Consider the following 24,364-nt stretch of genomic DNA (forward strand, 5'->3'; position numbering starts at 1 on the left):
GTTGCGAAGAGCGCCCCTTGTGGGTGCTCTTTTTTTGCTGCAGTGCATGCCAAGATTCCGATTTACAAAAGTAATACTATATGATTTTTTGACCCTGCGCCGCGAGATGCGGCTTGGGAGGAAATCATGAAATTGAAGACTGCACTTTTGAGTGCCACGATTCTTGCTGCCTGCATGTTCGGTTCGGCTTCGGCCGGCGGACTGACCGTCGGCTTCTCGCAGATCGGCTCGGAATCGGGCTGGCGTGCGGCTGAAACGACCGTTACCAAGGAGCAGGCCAAGAAGCGCGGCATCGATCTGAAGTTTGCCGATGCACAGCAGAAGCAGGAAAACCAGATCAAGGCTTTGCGCTCCTTCATTGCTCAGGGCGTCGATGCCATTCTCATTGCGCCGGTCGTTGAAACCGGCTGGGACGACGTTCTCAAGGAAGCCAAGGAAGCCAAGATTCCGGTCATCCTTCTCGACCGCACCATCAAGGCTCCGGACGATCTCTACCTGACGGCTGTGACCTCCGACCTGGTCCATGAAGGCAAGGTCGCAGGCGACTTCCTGGTCAAGACTGTCGGCGACAAGAAGTGCAACGTCGTCGAGCTGCAGGGCACGACCGGTTCGTCGCCGGCCATCGCCCGCAAGAAGGGCTTCGAAGAGGCTCTCGCCGGTCACGACAATCTCAAGATCGTTCGCAGCCAGACCGGTGACTTCACCCGCACCAAGGGCAAGGAAGTCATGGAAAGCTTCCTGAAGGCCGAGAATGGCGGCAAGGACATCTGCGCACTCTACGCCCATAATGACGACATGGCCGTCGGCGCCATCCAGGCGATCAAGGAAGCCGGCCTGAAGCCAGGCAAGGATATCCTCGTCGTCTCCATCGATGCCGTTCCCGATATCTTCAAGGCGATGTCCGAAGGTGAAAGCAATGCCACGGTCGAGCTGACGCCGAACATGGCAGGCCCGGCCTTCGATGCCCTCGATGCCTACCTGAAGGACAAGAAGGCTCCGGCGAAGTGGATCCAGACCGAGTCCAAGCTCTACACCCCTGCCGACGAGCCGATGAAGGTCTACGAACAGAAGAAGGGTCAGGGCTACTGATCTGATTTGACACCGCTGCATAATCCCTGAATCGGGATCGATTTGAGGGTAGAATTATGCAGCATTCAAAGCGCTGCAGCGTCACGCGCCTGAAAAGTCGCGTGACGCTGTAGAACCGCACCGGCCCGTCATGGACCGGTGCGGAACTGCCTTGCCGCCTTGGGACCTCATGTCCGGCCGCGGCGCGGCCTTTGCGGTCAATATCAGGAAAACAGACCCTTATGACTGACGATTTCGAGAACGTTCTCGCGGCTTCCGGAATATCGAAATTTTTTCCCGGCGCAGTGGCGTTGGACAAGGTCGATTTCACGCTGCGCAAGGGCGAGGTGCACGCGCTGCTTGGTGAGAATGGCGCCGGCAAATCGACGCTGATCAAGTGCATCACCGGCGCCTATCATCGTGACGAGGGCAGTCTGACGCTCGACGGCCATGAAATCAATCCGGCCAATACACTCGCCGCCCAGAAGCTTGGCATCGGCACCGTCTACCAGGAGGTCAACCTCCTTACCAATCTGAGCGTCGCCGAAAACCTGTTTCTCGGACGCCAGCCAAGGCGTTTCGGCATGACCGACGTGCGCGCGATGAACCGCAAGGCGCGCGACCTGCTGACCGGCTACGGCGTCGATATCGACGTCACCGCCGAGCTTGGCCGTTTTTCCGTCGCTGTCCAGCAAGTGGTTGCCATCGCCCGCGCCGTCGATCTTTCCGGTAAGGTGCTGATATTGGACGAGCCGACGGCAAGCCTCGACAACCAAGAAGTGGCGCTGCTCTTCCGCATCATCGAGGACCTGAAGAAGCGCGGTCTGGGCATCGTCTTCATCACCCATTTTCTCGAGCAGGTCTATGCGATCAGCGACCGCATCACCGTGCTGCGCAACGGCAAGCTCGTCGGCACCCGCGACGCCGCCGATCTGCCGCGCCAGGGCCTGATTGCCATGATGCTCGGCCGCGAACTGGCTCATGTCGAGGAGACGGTCAGGGAACGCAGCGTTGCGGCCGGCGAAGTCCGATATCGTTTTGCAGGCTACGGCAAACGCGGCAAGGTCAAGCCCTTCGATCTCGACGTGCGCGCCGGTGAGGTGGTCGGCATTGCCGGGTTGCTAGGTTCCGGCCGCACCGAAACCGCCGAACTGCTCTTCGGCATCGAACATGCCGATAGCGGCAGCGCCACGATCGACGGTCAGCCGGTGGCGCTTTCGAGCCCGCGCGCCGCAATCGAAAAAGGTTTTGGCTTCTGCCCCGAGGACCGCAAGACCGACGGCATCGTCGGCGACCTGTCGATCCGGGAGAACATTGCCTTAGCGCTGCAGGCCCGCCGCGGCTGGACGCGGCCGCTGTCGCGCGCCGAGCAGAATGCGCTTGCCGATCGCTATATCAAGGCGCTCGACATTCGCACCACCGATCGCGAAAAACCGATTCGGCTGCTCTCCGGCGGCAATCAGCAGAAGGCGATCCTCGCCCGCTGGCTGGCGACCAATCCCAAGTTTCTGATCCTCGACGAGCCGACCCGCGGCATCGATGTCGGCGCTCATGCCGAGATCATCAAGCTCATCGAACAGCTCTGCGCCGAGGGCATGTCGCTGATCGTGATTTCCTCGGAACTTGAAGAACTTGTCGCCTATAGTTCACGTGTCATCGTACTTCGCGACAGGCAGCATATCGCCGAACTGACAGGCGAGCGCATCACCGCCGCCGGTATCGTCGATGCCATCGCCGCCGCCGAGCACAAGACGGAGCATGCATGAAGTCCTCGCTGAAGACGCTGGCATATCGCCTGGCGCCGCAATTAATCGCGCTCGTTGTCATTCTTCTATTGAATTTCATAACGTCACCGCAGTTTTTTAATGTTGTGGTTCAAAATGGCCGCCTCTATGGCAGCCTGATCGACGTCCTGAACCGCGGCGCGCCGGTGGCGCTGTTGGCGATCGGCATGACGCTGGTGATTGCCACCAAGGGCATTGATCTATCGGTCGGAGCCGTCGTCGCCATCTGCGGCGCCGTCGCCGCCTCGTCGATTGTCGCTGGAAATTCAGTTGCCTACACCGTCATCCTGACGCTTGCGATCGGCATTGCCTGCGGCGTCTGGAACGGTTTCCTCGTGGCAGTCCTCAATATCCAGCCGATCATCGCCACGCTGGTGCTGATGGTCGCCGGCCGTGGCATCGCCCAGCTCATCACCGAAGGCGCTATCCTGACCTTCAACGATGACGGCCTGACCTTCTTCGGCAGCGGTTCCATGGCCCTGCTGCCGATGCCTGTTGTCATCTGGCTGCTCGTCGGCCTGCTCGTCATCCTGCTCGTCCGCCGCACGGCGCTCGGCATGCTGATCGAGGCCGTCGGCATCAATCGCCGCGCCAGCACGCTCTCCGGCATCCAAACGCCGGTACTGCTGATGGCGGTCTACATGCTGAGCGGGCTCTGCGCATCGATTGCAGGCATCATCGTCGCCGCCGACATCAAGGGCGCCGACGCCAACAATGCCGGCCTCTGGCTCGAACTCGACGCCATCCTCGCCGTCGTCGTCGGCGGCAATTCGCTGCTCGGCGGCCGCTTCAGCATTCTCGGATCGCTGATCGGCGCGATGATCATCCAGGCGGTGAATACCGGCATTCTGTCCTCCGGATTCCCGCCTGAATTCAACCTGATCATCAAGGCCGTCATCATTATCGTCATCCTCGTCATCCAGTCGCCGGCGGTGCAATCGCTCGCCATCTTCGCCAGCCGCCGGCAGAGCGGCAGGGAGCAGCCGAAATGAACTCCAAATACCTGCCGCTGCTTGCGACCATCGTCATTTTCGTGCTCGCTTATGCCGGTTGCACGCTGCAATATCCGAACATGCTGTCGACGCGCGTCATCGGCAATCTCCTGACCGACAACGCCTTTCTCGGCATCGCCGCCGTCGGCATGACCTTCGTCATCATCTCGGGCGGCATCGATCTGTCGATCGGGTCGGTCATCGCCTTCACCGGCGTCTTCCTTGCGGTGATCCTGCAGAAGACCTCGATCCATCCGCTGCTCGCCTTCGCGCTTGTGCTCGTCATCACGACCGCCTTCGGCGCGGTCATGGGCGCAATCATCCACTATCTCGAAATGCCGGCCTTCATCGTCACGCTCGCCGGCATGTTCCTGGCGCGCGGCATGGCCTTCGTGCTCTCGATCGACAGCATTCCGATCGATCATGAATATTATTCGACGCTGACCAGCCTCTATTATCGTCTGCCTGGAGGCGGCCGGCTGACGCTGATCGGCGGCATCATGCTTCTGGTCTTTGCCGTCGGCATTTTCATCGCCCAGCGCACCCGTTTCGGCACCAATGTCTATGCACTCGGCGGCGGCCCGCAGACGGCGCGGTTGATGGGTGTGCCGGTCGGCCGCACAACAATCCAGATTTATGCGCTGTCCGGCTTTCTGGCAGGCCTTTCCGGGATCGTTTTTTCGCTGTACACCTCTGCCGGATATTCTCTTGCAGCAGTCGGCGTCGAACTCGATGCCATTGCGGCCGTCGTCATCGGGGGGACGCTGCTGACCGGAGGAGCGGGATTCGTGGCGGGAACCTTGATCGGTATCCTGATCCAGGGGCTCATTCAGACCTACATCACCTTCGACGGCACGCTGTCGAGCTGGTGGACCAAGATCCTGATTGGCCTTTTGCTTTTTGCATTCATCCTGATGCAGAAAGCCATCCTGTTCGTTTCCAGTCTGAACAAGAGGTACGCCTGAGGGGAGAGGGATCGCTTGCGCAACAAATTGGACGAGACCCGCAAGACGGGGCGCAGAGCCCGGACGAGCCACGCGCAGGTGGTCGACGAACTCGGCAAGGGTATCGTCGCCGGCACCTATCCTGTCGGCTCGATCCTGCCTGGCGACACCGAACTGGCGCAACGCTTCAAGGTGTCCCGTACCGTCTTGCGTGAGACGATGAAGACGCTTGCCGCCAAGGGCATGGTCGTCGCCAAGGCGCGGGTCGGCACGCGTGTGACCGAGAAGAACCTCTGGAACATGTTCGACAGCGAAATCATCGCCTGGCACTTCGACAATGGTGTGACGGAAGAGTTCCTGCTACAGCTCTACGATATTCGTCTCGCCTTTGAACCCTTCGCCGCCGGTCTTGTCGCCGAACGGGCGAATGCAGAGGATATCGAGACGCTGCGCGGACTGGCGCTCGAGATGGCGGCGAGCGGCCACACTGCCGACAGCCTGGCACTTGCCGACCTTAACTTTCACCTGGCACTCGCCGAGGCCTCGCACAATCCTTTCATGCGCACCTTGGGCAGCCTCATCGAAGCGGCCCTCGTCGGCATGTTCCGCATGAGCACGCCGCCATCCGAAAACGGTTTTGCCAATATCGCCGACACCCATATGCGCATCGTCGACGCGATCGTTTCCGGCGACGGCCTGGCTGCGCGCCGCGCCATGGAACTCGTCATCCTGGATGGCCGCCATCATGTGCACGAGGCCTTCGCTGCCCGCGGTTCGGAGACCGTCATAGTGCCGATTTCTGCCGAAATTTCACACCTGTAGAGACTTTGCTTATCTGAGAGCGCCGCGCGTCTTTTTCGGGCGCGCAAGGGACGTGCAAGACCTTCAATCCACGAAGCCTGCTTTCCGAAAATCGATTCCGATTTCAGAAATTATGCAGTATGAGGCATCAAAGCCGCCTCATGGCACGGATTCGCGGAGCACATCATGGAACGCACTTGTCTTGCCGTCATCCTTGCCGCCGGTGACAGCACGCGGATGAAATCCTCGAAATCGAAGGTGCTGCATCCGGTCGCCGGCCGGCCGATGATTGCGCATGTGGTCGAGGCAGTCGCCTCCGCCGGCATCTCGTCCGTCGCCCTCGTCGTCGGCCGCGATGCCGAGGACGTGGCAAAGGCCGCAAGCATTGGCGGTGTCGGCATCGAATCCTGCCTGCAGAAGGAACGGCTTGGCACCGGCCACGCGGTATTGGCGGCGCGCGAAGCGATTGCCAAGGGTTACGACGATATCCTCGTCACCTATGGCGACGTGCCGCTGCAGACCGACGGCCCCCTCAAGGCCGCCCGCCAAGGCCTTGCCGACGGCAGCGATATCGTCGTCATCGGCTTCCACACCGACCGCCCGACCGGCTACGGCCGTCTGCTCGTCAAGGACGGCGAACTCATCGCCATCCGCGAGGAGAAGGACGCGACCGATGCCGAGCGTACCGTCACCTGGTGCAACAGCGGGCTGATGGCGATCAACGGCCGCAAGGCGCTCGATCTTCTCTCGCGCATCGGCAACGCCAACGCCAAGGGCGAATTCTATCTGACCGATCTCGTCGAGATCGCCCGTTCGCTCGGCGGACGCGTCACCGCTGTCGATGCCCCTGAAATCGAGATGACCGGCTGCAACACCCGGGCCGAACTCGCTGTCATCGAGCGCTTCTGGCAGGAGCGCCGGCGCCACCAAATGATGCTTTCAGGCGTCACCATGATCGCGCCGGAAACGGTCTTCCTCTCCTACGACACCGTCATCGGCCAGGATGCGCTGATCGAGCCGAATGTGGTCTTCGGTCCCGGCGCGGTGATCGACAGTGGCGCCGTCATCCATGCCTTCTCGCATATCGAAGGCGCTCATGTCAGCCAGGGCGCGACCGTCGGCCCCTTCGCGCGGCTGCGGCCGGGCGCCGATCTCGGCATCGGCGCCAAGGTCGGCAATTTCTGCGAGGTCAAGAATGGTCGGATCGGCGAGGGCGCCAAGGTCAATCACCTGACTTATATCGGCGATGCCGTCATCGGCGCCGGCAGCAATATCGGCGCCGGCACGATCACCTGCAATTATGACGGCGTCAACAAGAGCGAGACGGTGATCGGCGAAAACGCCTTCATCGGCTCCAACTCCTCGCTGGTCGCGCCGGTGACGATCGGCGACGGCGCCTATATCGCCTCCGGCAGCGTCATCACCGTCAATGTGCCGGCCGATGCGCTGGCACTCGGCCGTGCCCGCCAGGAGATCAAGCCCGGCCGCGCAACGCTGCTGCGCGAGCGCGCGCTCGCCATCAAGGCGGCGAAGAAGGCGAAGGCTTGAGCCTGCTTTGCGTAACCGGCGGAAATTGAAAGTGACCGCCGAGGTGATTGAGAAATAAGCGGAAATCGTTAGGACTGGCCTCGTTATCGAAGCCTTATGGGGATGTTTTATGTGCGGCATTGTCGGGATCGTCGGAACTGCGCCTGTTGCCGGGCGCCTGGTCGATGCGCTGAAGCGTCTCGAATATCGCGGTTATGATTCCGCCGGCGTCGCCACCATCCATGAGGGCGTGATGGATCGCCGCCGCGCCGAAGGCAAGCTGTTCAATCTGGAAAAGCGCCTGGACGCCGTACCGCTGCCCGGTGTGGTCGGTATCGCCCATACGCGCTGGGCGACCCACGGCGTTCCGAACGAGACCAATGCCCATCCGCATTTCGTCGAAGGTGTCGCCGTCGTCCACAACGGCATCATCGAGAACTTCTCCGAGTTGCGCGACGAGTTGACGGCGGAGGGTTCGGTCTTCGAAACCCAGACCGATACCGAGGTCGTCGCTCAGCTGATGGCGAAATACCTGCGCGAAGGCCTGGAGCCGCGCGCCGCAATGTTGCAGATGCTGAACCGGCTGACCGGCGCCTATGCGCTTGCCGTCATGCTCAAGGCCGATCCCGGCACGATCATGGCCGCCCGTTCGGGGCCGCCGCTTGCCGTCGGTTATGGCCGCGGCGAGATGTTCCTCGGGTCGGATGCGATCGCACTGTCGCCCTTCACCAACGAGATCACCTATCTCGTCGACGGCGATTGTGCCGTCCTCACCCGCGACGGTGTCGCCGTCATCGATTTTGCCGGCAAGCCGGTCAAGCGCGCCCGGCAGATCTCGCAGGCGACCGCCTATGTCGTCGACAAGGGCAACCATCGCCATTTCATGGAAAAGGAAATCTACGAGCAGCCGGAGGTGATCTCCCACGCGCTCAGCCATTACGTTGATTTCGCCGAGAACACCATCGGCGCCAACGCCGCCGCGATCGACTTCAAGGCGGCGACCGGCCTGGCGATCTCGGCCTGCGGCACCGCCTATCTCGCCGGCCTCGTCGGCAAATACTGGTTCGAGCGTTATGCCCGTCTGCCGGTCGAGATCGACGTCGCCTCCGAATTCCGCTACCGCGAAATGCCGCTGTCGCCATCGCAGGCCGCTCTCTTCATCTCGCAGTCCGGCGAAACCGCCGATACGCTGGCATCGCTGCGCTATTGCCGCGACAACGGCCTGAAGATCGGCGCCGTCGTCAATGTCCGCGAATCGACGATCGCCCGCGAATCCGATGCCGTCTTCCCGATCATGGCCGGCCCCGAAATCGGCGTCGCCTCGACCAAGGCCTTCACCTGCCAGCTTGCCGTGCTGGCATCGCTGGCGATCGGCGCCGGCAAGGCGCGCGGCACCGTGAGTGCCGATGAGGAGAAGACGCTGGTGCGCCATCTCGCCGAAATGCCGCGCATCATGAGTCGCGTGCTGAACCTCATCCAGCCGCAGATGGAAAGCCTGGCGCGGGAGCTGTCGAAGTGCAAGGACGTGCTCTATCTCGGCCGCGGCACCAGCTTCCCGCTTGCTATGGAAGGTGCGCTGAAGCTCAAGGAAATCTCCTATATCCACGCCGAGGGGTATGCCGCCGGCGAATTGAAGCACGGACCGATCGCGCTGATTGACGAGAACATGCCCGTCATCGTCATCGCCCCCTACGACCGCTTCTTCGAAAAGACCGTCTCGAACATGCAGGAGGTCGCAGCCCGCGGCGGCCGCATCATCTTCATCACCGACGAAGCCGGTGCGGCGGCCTCGAAACTGCCGACCATGGCGACAATCACCCTGCCTGTGGTCGACGAAATCATCGCGCCGATGATCTTCTCGCTGCCGATCCAGCTGCTCGCCTATCACACCGCCGTCTTCATGGGCACCGATGTCGACCAGCCGCGTAATCTGGCGAAATCCGTAACCGTGGAATAAGCCCGCGACAACCCGATCTTCGCGCCGAAACATATTGTGCGACGCCTCGAATTCTGGCAATTTTGGTCTGCGGACAAGGGGGAAGGGCCGGCGTTCCGGCCTGTCCAGGACTGAGATGGAGTTCATCAGTAGAGATGACCGACAACACCCCCAGAATGCCGGTGGCGACCCGGTTGAGGAACAATTTTCTCGCAGGCCTGATCATCTGCGCGCCGATCGCCATTACCATCTGGCTGACCTGGACCTTCATCCACTGGTCTGACAGCTGGGTCAGGCCCTATATTCCGGCGCGCTGGAATCCGGAAAGCTATCTCAATTTCGCCATTCCCGGTTTCGGCCTGTTGACCGCCATCGTGTTGATCACCGTCGTCGGTTTTCTCGGCAAGAACCTGATCGGCCAGAGCATCGTCCGTTTCGGCGAATCGATCGTCCAGCGCATGCCGCTGGTCCGCACGATCTATAGAAGCGTGAAACAGATTTTCGAAACGGTGCTGAAGGAACAGGCGAATTCCTTCAAGAAGGTCGGCCTCATCGAATATCCAGGCCCCGGCCTCTGGGCGCTGGTCTTCATCGCCACCGACGCCAAGGGCGAGATCGCGTCGAAGTTCAACGCCATGGGCCAGGATATGGTGGCCGTCTTCCTGCCGCCGACCCCGGTGCCGACGGCAGGTTTCCTCGTCTTCGTGCCGCGCGAAAAGATCGTCCTGCTCGACATGAGCCCGGAAGACGCCGCCAAATTCCTGATTTCCGGCGGTCTCGTTGCCCCCGGACACAAGCCGCCCGAGCCGAAGCAGAAACATTTGCCGCGGCCGAAGCCGGTGGCGGTTTCAAAGGCGGATTGAAGCATGTCGCCCAAAAGTGTCAGCGGTTTTGGGATAACGACATGCATGTAACAAAGATTTAAAGCGCGTCGCGGCGCGCTTTATCCCGCTCTCAGAAACCGGATCGCCTCGTCGCGGCGGAAGAGATAGAGCAGGGTGCGGATCGCCGTTCCTCTGTCACTGGTCAGCTCCGGATCGCGCTCAATGAGATAGGCCGCATCCTTGCGGGCGATTTCCAAGAGGTCGGCATGCGCCTCGAGGCTGGCGATGCGGAAGCCCGGCGTGCCGGACTGGCGGGTGCCGAGCAATTCGCCTTCGCCGCGCAGCTTCAGGTCCTCTTCGGCGATGCGAAAACCGTCCTCCGTCTCCCGCATGATCGACAGCCTCGCATGGCCGGTCTCGCCGAGCGGTCCCTTGTAGAGCAGGATGCAGGTCGAGGCCTGGTCACCACGCCCGACGCGGCCGCGCAGCTGATGCAATTGCGCCAAGCCGAAGCGTTCGGCATGTTCGATCACCATGATCGTCGCATCCGGCACATCGACACCGACCTCGACGACGGTGGTGGCGACGAGCAGCCGCGTTTCGCCGTTCTTGAACGCCAGCATCGCCGCGTCCTTCTCCGGGCCGTTCATCCGGCCATGGATGAGTCCGATACCCGGGCCGACATTGGAACCGAGCGCGGCGACCAGTGTCGCGTGCCGCTCCTCGGCCGACATCAGGTCGAGCTCTTCGGATTCCTCGACCAGCGGGCAGATCCAGTAGGCCTTCTTGCCCTCGGCGATCGCGCCCTGCAGCCGCCCGACGATTTCGCCGGTCCGCTCCATTGGCACGGTGATCGTCTGGATCGGTTTGCGGCCGGCCGGTTTCTCGGTGAGTTTGGAAACGTCCATATCACCGAAGGCGGCAAGCACCAGCGTGCGCGGGATCGGCGTCGCCGTCATCACCAGCATGTGCGGCGAGATGCCCTTGGCGGTCAGCCTCAGGCGCTGATGCACGCCGAAACGGTGCTGCTCATCGACTACGGCCAGCATCAGCTTGGCGTAGGCGACGCTGTCCTGGAACAGCGCATGCGTCCCAATGATGATCTGTGCTGCGCCCGAGGCGATGCGCTCGAGGATTTCCTCCCGCTCCCGCCCCTTGGTGCGGCCGGTCAGGATCTCGATGCCAAGTCCGGCGGAGGCGGCGAATTTCGAGATCGTCGCATGGTGCTGCCGCGCCAGGATTTCGGTCGGCGCCATCAGCACGGCCTGCCCGCCGCTTTCGATCACCGCCGCCATTGCCATCAGCGCCACCAGCGTCTTGCCGGAGCCGACATCGCCTTGCAGCAGCCGCAGCATGCGCTCGGCTCTGGCCATGTCCTTCAAAACACCGGCGATCGCCTCGTTCTGGCTTGATGTGAGCGAGAAGGGCAGGGACTTCAGAATCTCACCGCTGATGTCTCCCGTCGCATGCACCGGCTGGCCCGCCACCTTGCGCAGCCTCTGTCGCACCAGGCTCAGCGACAGCTGGCCGGCGAGGAATTCGTCATAGGCAAGCCGCCGCCGGGCAGGAGCCTGCGGGTCGATATCGGCAGGATCGTGCGGCTCGTGCAGCATATGGAAGCTGTCGCGGATCGACGGCAGGCCCTCTCTCTGCGTCAAGGCGAGGTCGACCCATTCCGGCAACTCGGGAAAACGCGGCAGGGCGGCGTCGATGATCTTGCGCAGCGTCTTCGGCGAAAGCCCCGCCGTCAGCGGATAGATCGGCTCGACCAGTGGCAGGTTTTCCGCCTCATCGGCCCTGACGATATAGTCGGGATGCACCATCGAGGCGCGGCCGTTGAACCAATCGACCTTGCCGCTGACCGTCACTTCCGCATCGATCGGCAGTTGTTTTTCCAGCCAGGCGGCCTGGCCGCGGAAGAAGACCAGCGTCAGCTCGCCGGTCTCGTCATGCAGGAAGACGCGATAGGGAATATTGCTTTTGCCGCGCGGCGGCACCTGGTGCCGGTCGACACGCGCCGTGATCGTCACGATCGCGCCCTGCGGCGCGCGGGCGATGCCCGGCTGGTTGCGCCGATCGATCAGCGAAAACGGCGCGTGGAAGATCAGATCGATGACCCGGCAATCCTCCGGCGTCTCGCGGCCGAGCAGCTTGACCAGCAGGTCGGCGATCTTCGGCCCGACGCCCGGAAGGCCCGAAATTGGGGAAAACAGAGGATCGAGAATGGCGGGGCGCATGCGGCCAAAATGCGATGAACAATGCGGCCTTGGCAAGGCTGACAAGCCGCTTTCCAGGGTCTATAGAGGCGCATCAACAGGAAGGTAATGCCATGACAGGTGTCACGCTCACCAGTGCCGGTCTCGACCCGCGCCGCCGCCGGATCCTTTTCCGCTGCTGGCACCGCGGCATCCGCGAGATGGACCTGGTCTTCGGCCAGTTCGCCGAAGCCGAGATCGCGACGCTTTCGGAAGCCGAGCTTGACGAGTTCGAGACGATCATGGCGGAAGAGGACAATGACCTTGTTCGCTGGATCATGGGAACATGGCCGGTGCCCGAGCGTTTCAAGACACCGATGTTTACCCGCCTTGCCGCCTACACACCCGATTTCGACAAGCCCCTCAGGACGCCGGAATGATCCCTGGTTTCGATGCGAAGAAGCTTGCGGCCATTGCCGAGCCGCTGACGATCGGCAATGTGCCGTCAGGTCTGGAACCGCTGCTGCTGGCCGAACTCGCCCGAGCGGGAGAGCCGGTCGCTTATGTCATGTCCGACGGCCACCGCATGGCCGATCTCGAGCAGATGCTGGGCTTTGTCGCCCCCGACATTCCTGTTCTCACCCTGCCGGCCTGGGACTGCCTGCCTTATGACCGCGTTTCGCCGAGTGCCGATACCTCGGCCCGCCGGCTTGCAGCACTCGGCGGCCTCATCGCCCACCGCAAGAAGCCGCATGCCGCCATCGTGCTCGTCACCGCCAATGCCATGCTGCAGAAGGTGGCGCCGCAGGATGTCATCGAAAGCCTGACTTTTTCAGCCCGTCCCGGCAACCAGCTGCGCATGGACGATCTTGCCGGCCGCCTGGAGCGCAACGGCTTCGAGCGTGTCGCAACCGTGCGCGAGGTCGGCGAATATGCCGTGCGCGGCGGCATTCTCGACGTCTTCGTGCCGGGTTCGGAAGAGCCGGTCCGCCTCGATTTCTTCGGCGACACGCTGGAATCGATCCGCTGCTTCGATCCGGGAAGCCAGCGCACGACGGGCCAGGTGCGCTCCCTCGATCTCAACCCGATGAGCGAGGTGACACTGACCCCGGATACGATCAGCCGCTTCCGCAAGAATTACCTCTCGGCTTTCGGCGCCACCACGCGCGACGACGCGCTCTATCTCGCCGTCTCCGAGGGTCGGCGTTATCCGGGCATGGAGCATTGGCTGCCGCTCTTCTACGAGAAGCTCGATACCGTCTTCGATTATCTCAGCGGCTTCCGTGTTGTCACCGACCATACGGTGCGTGAGGCAGCCGAGGAGCGCTCCAAGCTGGTCTTCGATTATTACGACGCCCGGCTGAATTCCGGCCAGCCGGCCAAGGGCCAGATGGCGCAGGGCACGCCCTACAAGCCGGTGACGCCGGGCCAGCTCTATCTCGACAGCAAGCTTTTCGCAAAGACCCTCGACGCGCTCGGGGCGATCCGCATCAGCCCCTTCAACGAGCATGAGGGCGAGGCGCGCCGCGTCGTCAATATCGACGCCCGCCAGGGCCAGCGCTGGGCTCGCGCGAATGCCGAAGGCGGCGGCGATGCAGAACGCATCAACATCTTCGACGTCGTCGTCAAACATATCGCCGACCGCCGCGCCGGCGGCGCGAAAGTGCTCGTCACCGCCTGGACCGAAGGTTCGCTGGAGCGCCTGCTGCAGGTGCTGAACGAACACGGCCTGGAAAAGGTCAAGCCGGTCGAGGCGCTGAAGGATCTCGGCTCGTTGGCGAGAGGCGAGGCGGCCGCCGCCGTACTCAGTCTCGAAGCCGGCTTCGAGGCCGGCGACCTCGTCGTCATCGGCGAGCAGGATATCCTCGGCGACCGCATGGTGCGCCGCTCCAAGCGCCGCAAGCGCGCCGCCGATTTCATCTCGGAGGTCGCGGGCCTCGACGAAGGCTCGATCGTCGTTCACGCCGAACATGGCATCGGCCGCTTCATCGGGCTGAGGACCATCGAGGCCGCAGGCGCCCCGCATGCCTGCCTCGAACTGCAATATGCCGACGAGGCCAAGCTTTTCCTGCCGGTCGAAAACATCGATCTTCTCTCGCGCTACGGCGGCGAGGGCACCGAGGCCCAGCTCGACAAGCTCGGCGGCGGCGCCTGGCAGATGCGCAAGGCCAAGCTGAAGAAGCGCCTGCTCGACATGGCCGATGCGCTGATCCGCATCGCCGCCGAGCGCCTGACGCGCCATGCGCCGATGCTGACGACGCCGGAAGGTCTCTACGACGAATTCGCCGCCCGCTTCCCCTATGACGAGACCGAGGACCAGGATGCCGCCATCGAGGCCGTGCGCTCCGATCTCGGCGCCGGCCGGCCGATGGACCGTCTCGTCTGCGGCGACGTCGGCTTCGGCAAGACCGAAGTGGCGCTGCGTGCCGCCTTCGTCGCGGCGATGAACGGCGCCCAAGTCGCCATCGTCGTGCCGACGACATTGCTCTCCCGCCAGCATTTCAAGACCTTTTCCGAGCGGTTCCGCGGCCTGCCGGTGCGCATCCAGCAGGCCTCGCGCCTGGTCGGGGCCAAGGAGCTGGCGCTGACCAAGAAGGAAGTGGCCGAAGGCAAGACCGATATCGTCGTCGGCACCCATGCGCTGCTTGGCGCCGGCATCAAATTCGCCAATCTCGGCCTGCTCGTCATCGATGAGGAGCAGCATTTCGGCGTCAAGCACAAGGAACGGCTGAAGGAGCTGAAGAGCGACGTGCATGTGCTGACGCTGTCGGCGACGCCGATCCCGCGCACGCTGCAGCTTGCGATGACCGGCGTGCGCGAACTGTCGCTGATCACCACGCCGCCGGTCGACCGCATGGCGGTGCGCACCTTCATCTCGCCCTTCGACAGTCTGATCATCCGCGAGACGCTGATGCGCGAGCATTATCGCGGCGGCCAGAGCTTCTATGTCTGCCCTAGGCTTGCCGACCTCGAGGACATACATGCCTTCCTGCAGTCGGATTTGCCGGAGCTGAAGGTCGCCGTCGCCCATGGCCAGATGCCGGCCGGCGAACTCGAAGACATCATGAATGCCTTTTATGAGGGCCGTTACGATGTGCTGCTGTCGACCACCATCGTCGAATCCGGCCTCGATGTACCCACAGCCAACACGCTAATCGTCCACCGCGCCGACATGTTCGGCCTTGCCCAGCTCTATCAGCTGCGCGGCCGCGTCGGCCGCTCGAAGGTGCGCGCCTTCGCGCTCTTCACCCTGCCTGTGAATAAGGTGCTGACGGCCACCGCCGAACGCCGGCTCAAGGTGCTGCAGTCGCTGGATACGCTCGGCGCGGGCTTCCAGCTGGCCAGCCACGATCTCGATATCCGCGGCGCCGGCAACCTGCTCGGCGAAGAGCAGTCCGGCCACATCAAGGAGGTCGGCTTCGAGCTCTATCAGCAGATGCTGGAAGAGGCGGTCGCCGAGGTCAAGGGTATCGACGAGATCCACGACACCGGCTGGTCGCCGCAAATATCGGTCGGCACGACGGTGATGATCCCGGAGGGCTACGTGCCCGACCTGCATCTGCGCATGGCGCTCTACCGCCGTCTCGGCGAAATCACCGAACTCAAGGAGATCGACGGCTTCGGCGCCGAGATGATTGACCGTTTCGGGCCGATGCCGATCGAGGTCCAGCATCTCCTGAAGATCGTCTACATCAAGTCGCTCTGCCGCACCGCCAATGTCGAAAAGCTCGATGCCGGCCCGAAGGGTGTCGTCGTGCAGTTCCGCAACAAGGAATTCCCCAACCCGGCAAACCTCGTCGGCTACATCGGCAAGCAGGGCGCGATGGCGAAAATCCGCCCCGACCACAGCGTTTTCCTGACCCGCGACCTGCCGACGCCGGAAAAGCGCCTGCAGGGCGCTGCCGTTATCATGACGCAACTGGCCGAGATGGCGAAATAAACGGAAGGACTTGAGGATGGCGACATACGGCGCAAGGATCGCTTGGGACCGGAACGGCGAGACATTCACCGACAACCGCTACAGCCGTGCCCACCGCTGGAGCTTCGACGGCGGCATCGAGGTCAGGGCGTCCTCCTCGGCGCATGTCGTTCCGCTGCCCTATTCGGTCGAAGACGCCGTCGATCCGGAAGAGGCTTTCGTCGCCTCGCTCTCCAACTGCCACATGCTCTGGTTCCTGTCGATTGCCGCCAAACAGCGGTTCTGCGTCGACAGCTACACCGATGCCGCCGAGGGCATCATGGAGAAGAACGCCGAAGGCCGCCTCGCCATGACCGTCGTGACGCTCCGTCCGCATGTCGTCTTCAGGGGCGACAAACAGCCTTCCCTGAGTGAGCTCGAAAGCCTGCACCATCGCGCCCATGACGACTGCTTCATCGCCAATTCGGTGAAGACCGAGGTGCGCTGCGTTCCAGTTCTGGGCTGACGCTGAAATCGTTGCCGGCCCTTTGCCGTCTGCTAGTTGAGCCCGGATCGCGCCTCGGCCTTCGCTTTGGCGATATCGCGCAACGCGTTTACTAGCACGTCGGGCGTCTGGGCGCCGCTGACGGCATATTGCTGGTCGAAGATGAAGAACGGCACGCCGTTGACGCCCATCTCCTGGGCCGCCGTGATCTCGGCAACGATCAGATCGCGATCGGCATCGGAGGCGAGCAGCGAGGCGGTGGCCGGGCGGTCGAGGCCGGCCTTCTCGGCGATATCGAGCAGCACCGCATGGTCGCCGACATTGCGGCCCTCCTCGAAATTCGCCTTGAACAGCGCGGCAACCACTTTGTCCTGCTTCTCGCGGCCTTCGATCATCGCCCAGTGGATCAGCCGATGCGCGTCGAGCGTATTCGGGCCGATCTTGATCGCCTCGAAATTGAAGGCGAGGCCGACCTCGCGGCCCAGATCGTTGAGCATCTTGTGGGCCTGCGCCACGCGCTCCTCGCCGCCGAGCTTCTCAGCCAGTGCCTTCTTCTGGTCGACGCCCTCCTTGGGATAATCGGGGTTGAGCCGGTACGGCCGCCAGTTGATGTCGACGCCGATTTCGTCCTGCACCTCGGCGATGGCGAGTTCCAGCCGCGCCTTGCCGAGATAGCACCAAGGGCAGACGACATCCGAGACGACGTCGATGGTGATACGCTCCATGATGATCTTCCTTATGTCCATGCGTCTCCCAAGGGAGACATAAAGGCCGGGCGGTTCGGCCGATTCCTACTGCACGCTCGTATCCCACCATACCGGTAGTTGATAGCCATTGAGCGGCACGCTGTCGGGACCGCCGATGCGTTTGCTGTGGGCCACCCATTGCTGGTCAATATGATAGAGCGGCAGCACGTAATGGCCGGAAAGCAGCAGCCGATCGTAGGAGCGCACCGCCGCGGTGAAATCCTCAGCCGAGCGTGCCCGCAGCAGGTGGTCGATCAGCGTGTCGATATCGGGATCATTGGCGCCGGCAAAACTGTCCTTACCCTGCTGCGTGCGCGCGGCCGAAGACCAGCGGCCAAGCTGCTCGGTTCCGGGTGACAGCGATGAGGTATAGGATTTGATGATCATGTCGTAATCGAAGCTGTTCGTCCGGCTCTGATACTGCGAGTCGTCGACGGTGCGGATCGAAGCGGCGATGCCGATCGTCTGCAGCGAACGCTGGTAGGCGATGGCGAGCTTCTCCTGGTCGGCATTCTGCGTCATGATCTCGAAGGCGAGCTGGCGGCCGGACGCATCCAGCATCTTGCCGCCCTGAATCGTATAGCCGCCCTGCTTCAACAGCTCGACCGCCTGCTTCAGCACATTGCGGTCGCGGCCGGAGCCGTCGGTGACCGGCAGCTTATAGGTGCCGTCGAGAATCGCGGGCGCGATTTTGTCCTTGATCGGCCCGAGCAGCGCAAGCTCCGCCGCATTGGCGGGAACGCCGAAGCTCGAAAGCTCGGAATTCTGCCAGAAGCTCTGCGTGCGCTTATAGGCGCCGGAATAGAGGTTCTTGTTCGCCCATTCGAAATCGAACACCAGCGACAGGCCTTCCCGCACCTTGAGATCGGCAAAGATCGACCGGCGCGTGTTGAACACGAAGCCGAGCATGCCGCTCGGCAGTTTCGGCGTGAACGTGTCCTTGAGGACAGAGCCCGAGGTGGCCGCGGGGAAATCATAGGCATTGGTCCAATGGCCGGGATTGCCGTCGGGATAGACGTCGACATCGCCCTTCTTGAAGGCCTCGAATAGCGTCGTATCCTGCAGGAAATACTGGACGGTGATCGTGTCGTAATTGTCGGTGCCGACCTTGGCGGGAATGTCCTTGCCCCAGTAATTCGGATCACGCTCATAGGTGATGCTCTCGCCGGGCTTCACCGTTTTCACTTTGTAAGGACCGGAACCGACCGGCGGCGCCAGCGATGTGCGGTCGAAGGTCTCCGGATCGACCGCATGTTTCGGCAGGACCGGGAAAAGGCCGAAAATCAGAGGCGTCTCCCGGTCGGCCTTTTCGTTGAAAGTGAAACGCACGCTATGTTCGCCGACCTTCTCCATCTTTGCGACGACTTTCAGGCGTTCGGAGTACGGTGGGCGGCCCTTGTCGCGCATCAGTTCGAAGGTGAACATCACGTCCTCAGGCGTCACCGGTTGGCCATCGGCCCATTTCGCCTTCGGATTGAGGTTGAATTGGATGAAGCTCCGGGCGTCGTCCCATTCGACCGTTTCGGCCAGCAGGCCATAGAGCGTGAACGGCTCGTCCCTGGAGCGCTGCATCAGCGATTCGTAGACGAGATTGCCGTATTCCGGATCCCACATGCCGCGCGCCGTCGTCCGATTGCTCTTCAGGATAAACGGGTTGAGGCTGTCGAAGGTGCCGACGACGCCGTAGGTGATCTTGCCGCCCTTTTTCACATCAGGATTAACGTAAGGGAAGTGTTTGTAATCCGCCGGCAAAGCCGGCTCGCCGTGCATCGCGATGCCATGCAGCGGCTCGGCGGCGACAGCGCCGCACAGCAGCGACAGGACGAGGGGGACGACGATCCGGAGCATTCGGCAATCCTTGAGACCACGAAAACGGGCATGATTCACCGCGGAGATTATCATGAGGTCGAGCGATTCCAACACGGAGCGCCGATTTCTTTGGCATCGCGACGAAATGCTCCTCAAATTGCCAAAGAAATGCTGGATATCTTGAACGCTGCGATGTAACAGGTGAACCCGAAGTTTCGGGGTCATGCATTTGCCTTATTTTTTTAAGAGGTGAGTGCCGAACGACCCGAGGTTGGGGCGGCAAGTCGCTGTCCTGAACGGATATCAGGAGACGGAATTCGTTATGATGTTCAAGTCTGAAAAGAAAATGCGGGCAGCGCTGTCCGTTCTGGCAGTGATGTTCGGCGCCGCTTCGGCTCCGGTCTCCTCCTTCGCCCAGGAAGCCGCGGCTCCTGCCGATGGCCAGGCGCAGGCCGCCGGCGCGCCGAAGCTCGGCTGGTACAAGACCTGCAGCAAGCAGGAAGACAACGACATCTGTGTTGTCCAGAACCTGATTCTCGCCAATGGCGGCCAACTCGTCACGGCCGTCGGCCTGATCTCGGTTTCCGGCAAGATCAACCGCAAGCTCCTGCAGGTCTCGGTTCCCACGGCACGCCTGATCCCCCCGGGCGTCATCATGCAGATCGACGGCGGCAAGGGCCAGAAGCTCGACTACGCCGTCTGCCTGCCGGACAAGTGCACGGCCGAAGTTCCGCTGACCGACGCGATGATCGCCAGCCTGAAGAAGGGCAGCGACGTGATCTTCACCTCGATCAACTTCCGTCGCGCCCCGAACCCGATCAAGATCTCGCTCGAAGGCTTCACCGGCGCTTATGACGGCGAACCGGTTTCCGAAAACAAGCTCGCCGCAAGTCAGCGCAGTTTGCAGGAAGGCATGCAGAAGAAGGCCGAAGAAGCCCGCAAGAAGCTGGAAGACGCCCAGAAGGCAGCCAAGGCGCAGTAATCCTGCCGCCATACTGAATAGAAACCCGGCTTCAAGCCGGGTTTTTTGTGCGCAAGGAAAAGGCCTCGTCGGGAACGAGGCCTTGAATGATGCTGCGGTCAGACCGAGTTTAGTGGGCGAAGCTCATCTTGGGTTTGAACTGCCCTGACGGGGCCTGATCGAAAATCTGGTAGATCTGCGGGTTGCGAAGCGGCGTGCCGCTTTCATCGTTCATCAGATTCTGCTCGGAGACATAAGCGACATATTCGCTTTCTTCATTTTCCGCGAGCAGGTGATAGAAGGGCTGGTCCCTGCTTGGGCGCACCTCGGCCGGAATGGAATTCCACCATTCCTCCGTATTCGCGAACTCCGGATCAACGTCGAAGATGACGCCGCGAAACGGGAAAACCTTGTGCCGGACCACTTCGCCGATACTGAACTTTGCTACTCTTTCTTTCATGGTACGACTTCCTTTCATCACCAAATTTGGTGATTGGTGCCGCGCAAATCAAGATTTTTGCGCAAGCTCGTCACATGAACGTCATATCCTCCTCCTGCATAATTCCTTAGATCGGCATCGATTTAAGGATGAAATTATGCAGCATTTCAAAGTGTTACAGCGTCTTTGTGCGTCTGAAAAGACGCGCGGCGCTGTGATGGCGTCCATGACCCTGGGAGGTGAAAGCCCCGGCGAACCGGGACTTTCCGTGTTCAGGCCAATCAGGCCGAATAGTACATGTCGTATTCGACAGGATGCGGCGTCATTTCGAAACGCATCACCTCAGCCATCTTCAGCTCGATGAAGGCATCGATCTGGTCGTCGTCGAACACGCCGCCGGCCGTCAGGAACTTGCGGTCCTTGTCGAGGCTTTCGAGTGCTTCGCGCAACGAGCCGCAGACGGTCGGGATCTTCTTCAATTCCTTCGGCGGCAGGTCGTAGAGATCCTTGTCCATGGCCTTGCCGGGATGGATCTTGTTCTTGATGCCGTCGAGGCCGGCCATCAGCATGGCGGCAAAGGCGAGATAGGGGTTGGCGGTCGGATCCGGGAAACGGACTTCGACGCGCTTTGCTTTCGGGTTGGTGCCGAACGGAATGCGGCAGGACGCCGAGCGGTTGCGAGCGGAGTATGCCAGCAGAACCGGTGCTTCGTAGCCCGGGACGAGACGCTTGTAGGAGTTCGTTGACGGATTGGTGAAGGCGTTGATCGCCTTGGCATGCTTGATGATGCCGCCGATGTAGTAGAGGCAGCTCTCGGAAAGACCGGCATATTCATCGCCTGCAAAGGTCGGCTTGCCGCCCTTCCAGATCGACTGGTGCACGTGCATGCCCGAGCCGTTGTCGCCGAAGATCGGCTTCGGCATGAAGGTTGCCGTCTTGCCATAGGCATTCGCCACCTGATGCACGACGTATTTGTAGATCTGCATCTTGTCGGCGTTGCGCACCAGCGTATCGAACTTGATGCCGAGTTCGTGCTGGGCGGCGGCGACTTCATGGTGATGCTTTTCGACGACGACGCCCATCTCGGAGAGAACCGTCAGCATTTCCGAACGCATGTCCTGGGCGCTGTCGACCGGCGGAACCGGGAAATAGCCGCCCTTGACGCGCGGGCGATGGCCAAGGTTGCCGGTTTCGTAGTCGGTGTCGTCGTTCGACGGCAGTTCGGTCGAATCGAGCTTGAAGCCGGTGTTGTAAGGATCGGCCTTGTACTTGACGTCGTCGAAGACGAAGAATTCCGCTTCCGGGCCGACGAAGATCGTGTCGCCGATGCCGGATGCCTTGAGATAGGCTTCGGCCTTCTTGGCAGTGCCGCGCGGATCGCGGTTATAGGCCTCGCCGGAAACCGGATCGAGAATATCGCAGACGATGACCATGGTCGACTGTGCGAAGAACGGGTCCATATGCACCGTCTCGGTATCGGGCATCAGCACCATGTCGGACTCGTTGATGGCCTTCCAGCCGCCGATCGAGGAGCCATCGAACATCACGCCGTCAGCGAACATGTCCTCGTCGACGCAGACAACGTCCATCGTCACATGCTGCAGCTTGCCCTTCGGGTCGGTGAAGCGCAGATCGACGAACTTCACGTCGTTCTCCTTGATCTGCTTCAGAATTTCGCTTGCGGTCGCCATTAAATACCTTCCTCCGATTTGCGATGACAATACATGGCTGCGCTGACCGTATCTAACTTTGCGCGCCAGGCAAAGTGGGTCAGATGGCGTCGATGCCGGTCTCGCCGGTGCGAATGCGGATGACCTCTTCGATGTTGGAGACGAAGATTTTTCCGTCGCCGATGCGGCCGGTCTGCGCCGCCTTGCGGATCGCGTCGATGACCGCCTCCGCGTTCTCGTCGGCCAGCACGACCTCGACTTTTACCTTCGGCAGAAAATCGACGACGTATTCGGCTCCGCGGTAAAGTTCCGTGTGACCCTTCTGACGGCCGAAACCCTTGGCTTCTGTGACCGTGATACCTTGCAGGCCGACTTCCTGAAGGGCTTCCTTCACTTCGTCCAGCTTGAAAGGCTTAATGATCGCTTCGATCTTTTTCATGAGAAAATGTCTCTCCGCTTCTCCCGTTATGGCAGGAATTTTCCCGCTCGCCGGATATGATGCAGATATCGTGCCAGTTTGAAATCCATCTTCTTAAAAAAATACGAGGATTTTGCCGAAACCGCCGCATTTGTGGGGATTTTGATGACGGTTTGGCGGCAAACCAGGGGAAAACTCGGTCCTTCGATCAAAATCATATCGAAAATCGAAAAAGACATGAGTTTAAGGAGTCGCGCAACTATGTCTTAGTGGGGTGAAAATATAGGCAATTGCACAAAATAGGCTCTTTTCTTTGGTGTTTCAGGCGGTTGTTTTTTAGGCGTTTTTTGATTGAATAGGCCGATGAGCCATGAACTGTCCGATCTTCTTCTCACGCCTGCCGAGATGGCCGCGGTTGACGCTGCCGCTGCCGCATCCGGCATCGATTCCTTCGCTTTGATGGAAAGGGCAGGGGCGGCGGTCGCGGCGGCTGCCTTGCGCCTTCATCCCGGAGCTTTGCGCTTCGTCGTGCTTTGCGGGCCCGGTAACAATGGCGGCGACGCCTACGTCGCGGCAAGACATCTGCGGGAGAGCGGGGCGACGGTGGCGCTCTTCCATCTCAGCGACCCCGCCAGGCTAAAGGGCGATGCGGCTCGCGCGAGAGCCGGATGCGCGATCCAGGGGGAACAGCTCCACCTCTATAATCCCGAAACCGGCGACGTCGTCATCGATGGCCTGTTCGGTGCAGGGCTCGGCCGTGAAGTGCCGGCCGATGTCCGCACGGTCATAGAGTGCGTCGCCGAGGCAGGTCTTCCCGTGCTTGCCATCGATCTGCCCTCCGGACTGGATGGCCGCACCGGCAGGGTGTTGGGGGCCGCCTTCCGGGCCTGCAACACCATCACCTTCATGACGCGCAAACCCGGCCATCTCCTGATGCCGGGCAGGGAGCTTTGCGGCGAGTTGGAGGTTTTCGATATCGGCATTCCCGCCCGCATCGTCAGGGCTGCGGCGGGCGGCGTCATCGCCGAGAACAGGCCGGATGCCTGGAAGGGTGTGCTGCCGGCCGAGCAGTTGGAAACCCACAAATACAAGCGCGGTCATCTGGTCGTCTTCTCAGGCGAGGCCGACAAGACGGGGGCCGCGCGCATGTCGGCGATCTCCGGCCTGAAGGCCGGCGCTGGCCTGGTGACGATCGCAGCCCCGCGCGCGGCGATGGCCGCCAATGCTGCGCATCTCACCGCCGTCATGCTGCACGCAATCGACGACGCGGCCGACCTCGACGATTGGCTCGCCGACAAGCGGTTGCAAAGCTTCGTTCTAGGCCCCGGCTTCGGCATCGGCGTCAGAGCGCGCGGCTTTGTCTCGGCCCTTGCCGAGCGCCATCTCGTGCTCGACGCCGACGGCATCTCCTCGTTCAAGGAAGACCCACAGCAGCTGTTTGATCTTTTCCGGGGCGAGCCGCGTCTGGTGCTGACGCCGCACGAGGGCGAGTTCGCCCGGCTCTTTCCCGATATTGCCGGCGACGATGGGCTCGGGAAGGTTGATAAATCAGTGGCCGCTGCCCGCCTCGCCAATGCCGCGATCGTCTACAAGGGCGCCGATACCGTCATTGCCGCGCCGGACGGACGTGCGCTCATCAATACCAACGCGCCGGTCTGGCTTGCCACCGCCGGTTCCGGCGACGTGCTCGCCGGCATCATCGGCGGATTGCTCGCCCAGGGCCTGCCGGCCTTCGAGGCCGCGGCCGCCGGCGTCTGGCTGCACGGAGAGGCCGGCCAACGCGCCGGCAAGGGCCTGACGGCGGAGGAGCTCGCGACCCACGTCTCGCCGCTTTAACCCGCTCGATG

19 protein-coding genes are annotated in these 24,364 nt (G+C 61.8%); 13 read left to right on the forward strand and 6 right to left on the reverse strand.

Annotated elements, in window-relative coordinates; all coding sequences use genetic code 11:
* Positions 1-126 precede the first annotated feature (126 nt).
* The 8 genes from ytfQ to HJB84_RS11415 all read left to right on the forward strand — a co-directional run bounded on the left by ytfQ (position 127) and on the right by HJB84_RS11415 (position 9,915).
* Positions 127-1,089 (forward strand): galactofuranose ABC transporter, galactofuranose-binding protein YtfQ, encoded by a 963-nt coding sequence (gene ytfQ / locus HJB84_RS11380; protein WP_207584209.1) that lies wholly within the window; start codon positions 127-129, stop codon positions 1,087-1,089.
* A gap of 221 nt (positions 1,090-1,310) precedes the next feature.
* The gene (ytfR, locus tag HJB84_RS11385; protein ID WP_207584210.1) at positions 1,311-2,834 is read left to right on the forward strand and encodes a galactofuranose ABC transporter, ATP-binding protein YtfR; all 1,524 of its coding nucleotides are present in this window, start codon (positions 1,311-1,313) and stop codon (positions 2,832-2,834) included.
* Complete coding sequence (locus tag HJB84_RS11390) at positions 2,831-3,844, forward strand: ABC transporter permease (protein ID WP_207584211.1); 1,014 nt, start codon at positions 2,831-2,833, stop codon at positions 3,842-3,844. Before ytfR ends, HJB84_RS11390 begins: the two co-directional genes overlap by 4 nt.
* Complete coding sequence (gene yjfF, locus HJB84_RS11395) at positions 3,841-4,809, forward strand: galactofuranose ABC transporter, permease protein YjfF (RefSeq protein ID WP_207584212.1); 969 nt, start codon at positions 3,841-3,843, stop codon at positions 4,807-4,809. Before HJB84_RS11390 ends, yjfF begins: the two co-directional genes overlap by 4 nt.
* Positions 4,810-4,824: 15 nt before the next feature.
* On the forward strand, positions 4,825-5,610 hold the full coding sequence (locus HJB84_RS11400) for a FadR/GntR family transcriptional regulator (protein ID WP_221115962.1): 786 nt from the start codon (positions 4,825-4,827) through the stop codon (positions 5,608-5,610).
* A gap of 165 nt (positions 5,611-5,775) precedes the next feature.
* Entirely contained in the window at positions 5,776-7,137 is a 1,362-nt protein-coding gene (gene glmU, locus HJB84_RS11405; protein WP_207584214.1) for a bifunctional UDP-N-acetylglucosamine diphosphorylase/glucosamine-1-phosphate N-acetyltransferase GlmU, read from the forward strand.
* A gap of 109 nt (positions 7,138-7,246) precedes the next feature.
* Positions 7,247-9,073 carry a glutamine--fructose-6-phosphate transaminase (isomerizing) gene (gene glmS, locus HJB84_RS11410; RefSeq protein ID WP_221115963.1) on the forward strand — a complete coding sequence of 609 codons (1,827 nt, stop codon included), beginning with the start codon at positions 7,247-7,249 and terminating at the stop codon, positions 9,071-9,073.
* Positions 9,074-9,207: 134 nt separating this feature from the next.
* Entirely contained in the window at positions 9,208-9,915 is a 708-nt protein-coding gene (locus tag HJB84_RS11415; protein WP_207584216.1) for a DUF502 domain-containing protein, read from the forward strand.
* Between the two features lie 80 nt (positions 9,916-9,995).
* Here HJB84_RS11415 and recG read toward each other — a convergent pair whose 3' ends face one another.
* Positions 9,996-12,113: an ATP-dependent DNA helicase RecG gene (gene recG / locus HJB84_RS11420; RefSeq protein WP_221115964.1), complete on the reverse strand. Its 2,118-nt coding sequence runs from the start codon at positions 12,111-12,113 to the stop codon at positions 9,996-9,998.
* A gap of 92 nt (positions 12,114-12,205) precedes the next feature.
* Here recG and HJB84_RS11425 point away from each other — a divergent pair, with 92 nt between their 5' ends.
* Genes HJB84_RS11425 through HJB84_RS11435 form a run of 3 tightly spaced genes read left to right on the forward strand, consistent with a single transcriptional unit; the run spans position 12,206 to position 16,495 of the window.
* Positions 12,206-12,511 carry a succinate dehydrogenase assembly factor 2 gene (locus tag HJB84_RS11425; RefSeq protein WP_221115965.1) on the forward strand — a complete coding sequence of 102 codons (306 nt, stop codon included), beginning with the start codon at positions 12,206-12,208 and terminating at the stop codon, positions 12,509-12,511.
* Positions 12,508-16,011 carry a transcription-repair coupling factor gene (mfd, locus tag HJB84_RS11430; protein ID WP_207584219.1) on the forward strand — a complete coding sequence of 1,168 codons (3,504 nt, stop codon included), beginning with the start codon at positions 12,508-12,510 and terminating at the stop codon, positions 16,009-16,011. Before HJB84_RS11425 ends, mfd begins: the two co-directional genes overlap by 4 nt.
* 16 nt (positions 16,012-16,027) lie before the next feature.
* Positions 16,028-16,495, forward strand: a complete 468-nt coding sequence (locus HJB84_RS11435; RefSeq protein ID WP_221115966.1) for an OsmC family protein — start codon at positions 16,028-16,030, stop codon at positions 16,493-16,495.
* A 32-nt stretch (positions 16,496-16,527) separates the two neighbouring features.
* On the opposite strand, the gene HJB84_RS11440 is transcribed toward HJB84_RS11435, so the two are convergent.
* Positions 16,528-17,199, reverse strand: a complete 672-nt coding sequence (locus HJB84_RS11440; RefSeq protein WP_221115967.1) for a DsbA family oxidoreductase — start codon at positions 17,197-17,199, stop codon at positions 16,528-16,530.
* 66 nt (positions 17,200-17,265) lie between these two features.
* Positions 17,266-19,068, reverse strand: a complete 1,803-nt coding sequence (locus HJB84_RS11445; RefSeq protein ID WP_221115968.1) for an extracellular solute-binding protein — start codon at positions 19,066-19,068, stop codon at positions 17,266-17,268.
* Positions 19,069-19,351: 283 nt separating this feature from the next.
* On the opposite strand from HJB84_RS11445, the gene HJB84_RS11450 reads away from it, so the two are divergent.
* On the forward strand, positions 19,352-20,011 hold the full coding sequence (locus tag HJB84_RS11450; protein ID WP_207584223.1) for an invasion associated locus B family protein: 660 nt from the start codon (positions 19,352-19,354) through the stop codon (positions 20,009-20,011).
* A 109-nt stretch (positions 20,012-20,120) separates the two neighbouring features.
* Here HJB84_RS11450 and hspQ read toward each other — a convergent pair whose 3' ends face one another.
* The 3 genes from hspQ to HJB84_RS11465 form a co-directional block, all read right to left on the reverse strand.
* A complete protein-coding gene (hspQ, locus tag HJB84_RS11455; RefSeq protein ID WP_207584224.1) occupies positions 20,121-20,450 on the reverse strand; it encodes a heat shock protein HspQ in 330 nt (109 codons plus the stop codon).
* Positions 20,451-20,710: 260 nt separating this feature from the next.
* Entirely contained in the window at positions 20,711-22,120 is a 1,410-nt protein-coding gene (gene glnA / locus HJB84_RS11460) for a type I glutamate--ammonia ligase (RefSeq protein ID WP_003559365.1), read from the reverse strand.
* A 79-nt stretch (positions 22,121-22,199) separates the two neighbouring features.
* Positions 22,200-22,538 carry a P-II family nitrogen regulator gene (locus HJB84_RS11465; RefSeq protein ID WP_003579240.1) on the reverse strand — a complete coding sequence of 113 codons (339 nt, stop codon included), beginning with the start codon at positions 22,536-22,538 and terminating at the stop codon, positions 22,200-22,202.
* Between the two features lie 342 nt (positions 22,539-22,880).
* Between HJB84_RS11465 and HJB84_RS11470 the strand changes: the two genes are divergently transcribed.
* Positions 22,881-24,353, forward strand: a complete 1,473-nt coding sequence (locus HJB84_RS11470; protein WP_221115969.1) for an NAD(P)H-hydrate dehydratase — start codon at positions 22,881-22,883, stop codon at positions 24,351-24,353.
* Positions 24,354-24,364: the final 11 nt, after the last annotated feature.

The sequence above is a fragment of the Rhizobium sp. NZLR1b genome, assembly GCF_019685155.1.
In the GTDB taxonomy this organism is placed as follows: Bacteria; Pseudomonadota; Alphaproteobacteria; order Rhizobiales; family Rhizobiaceae; genus Rhizobium.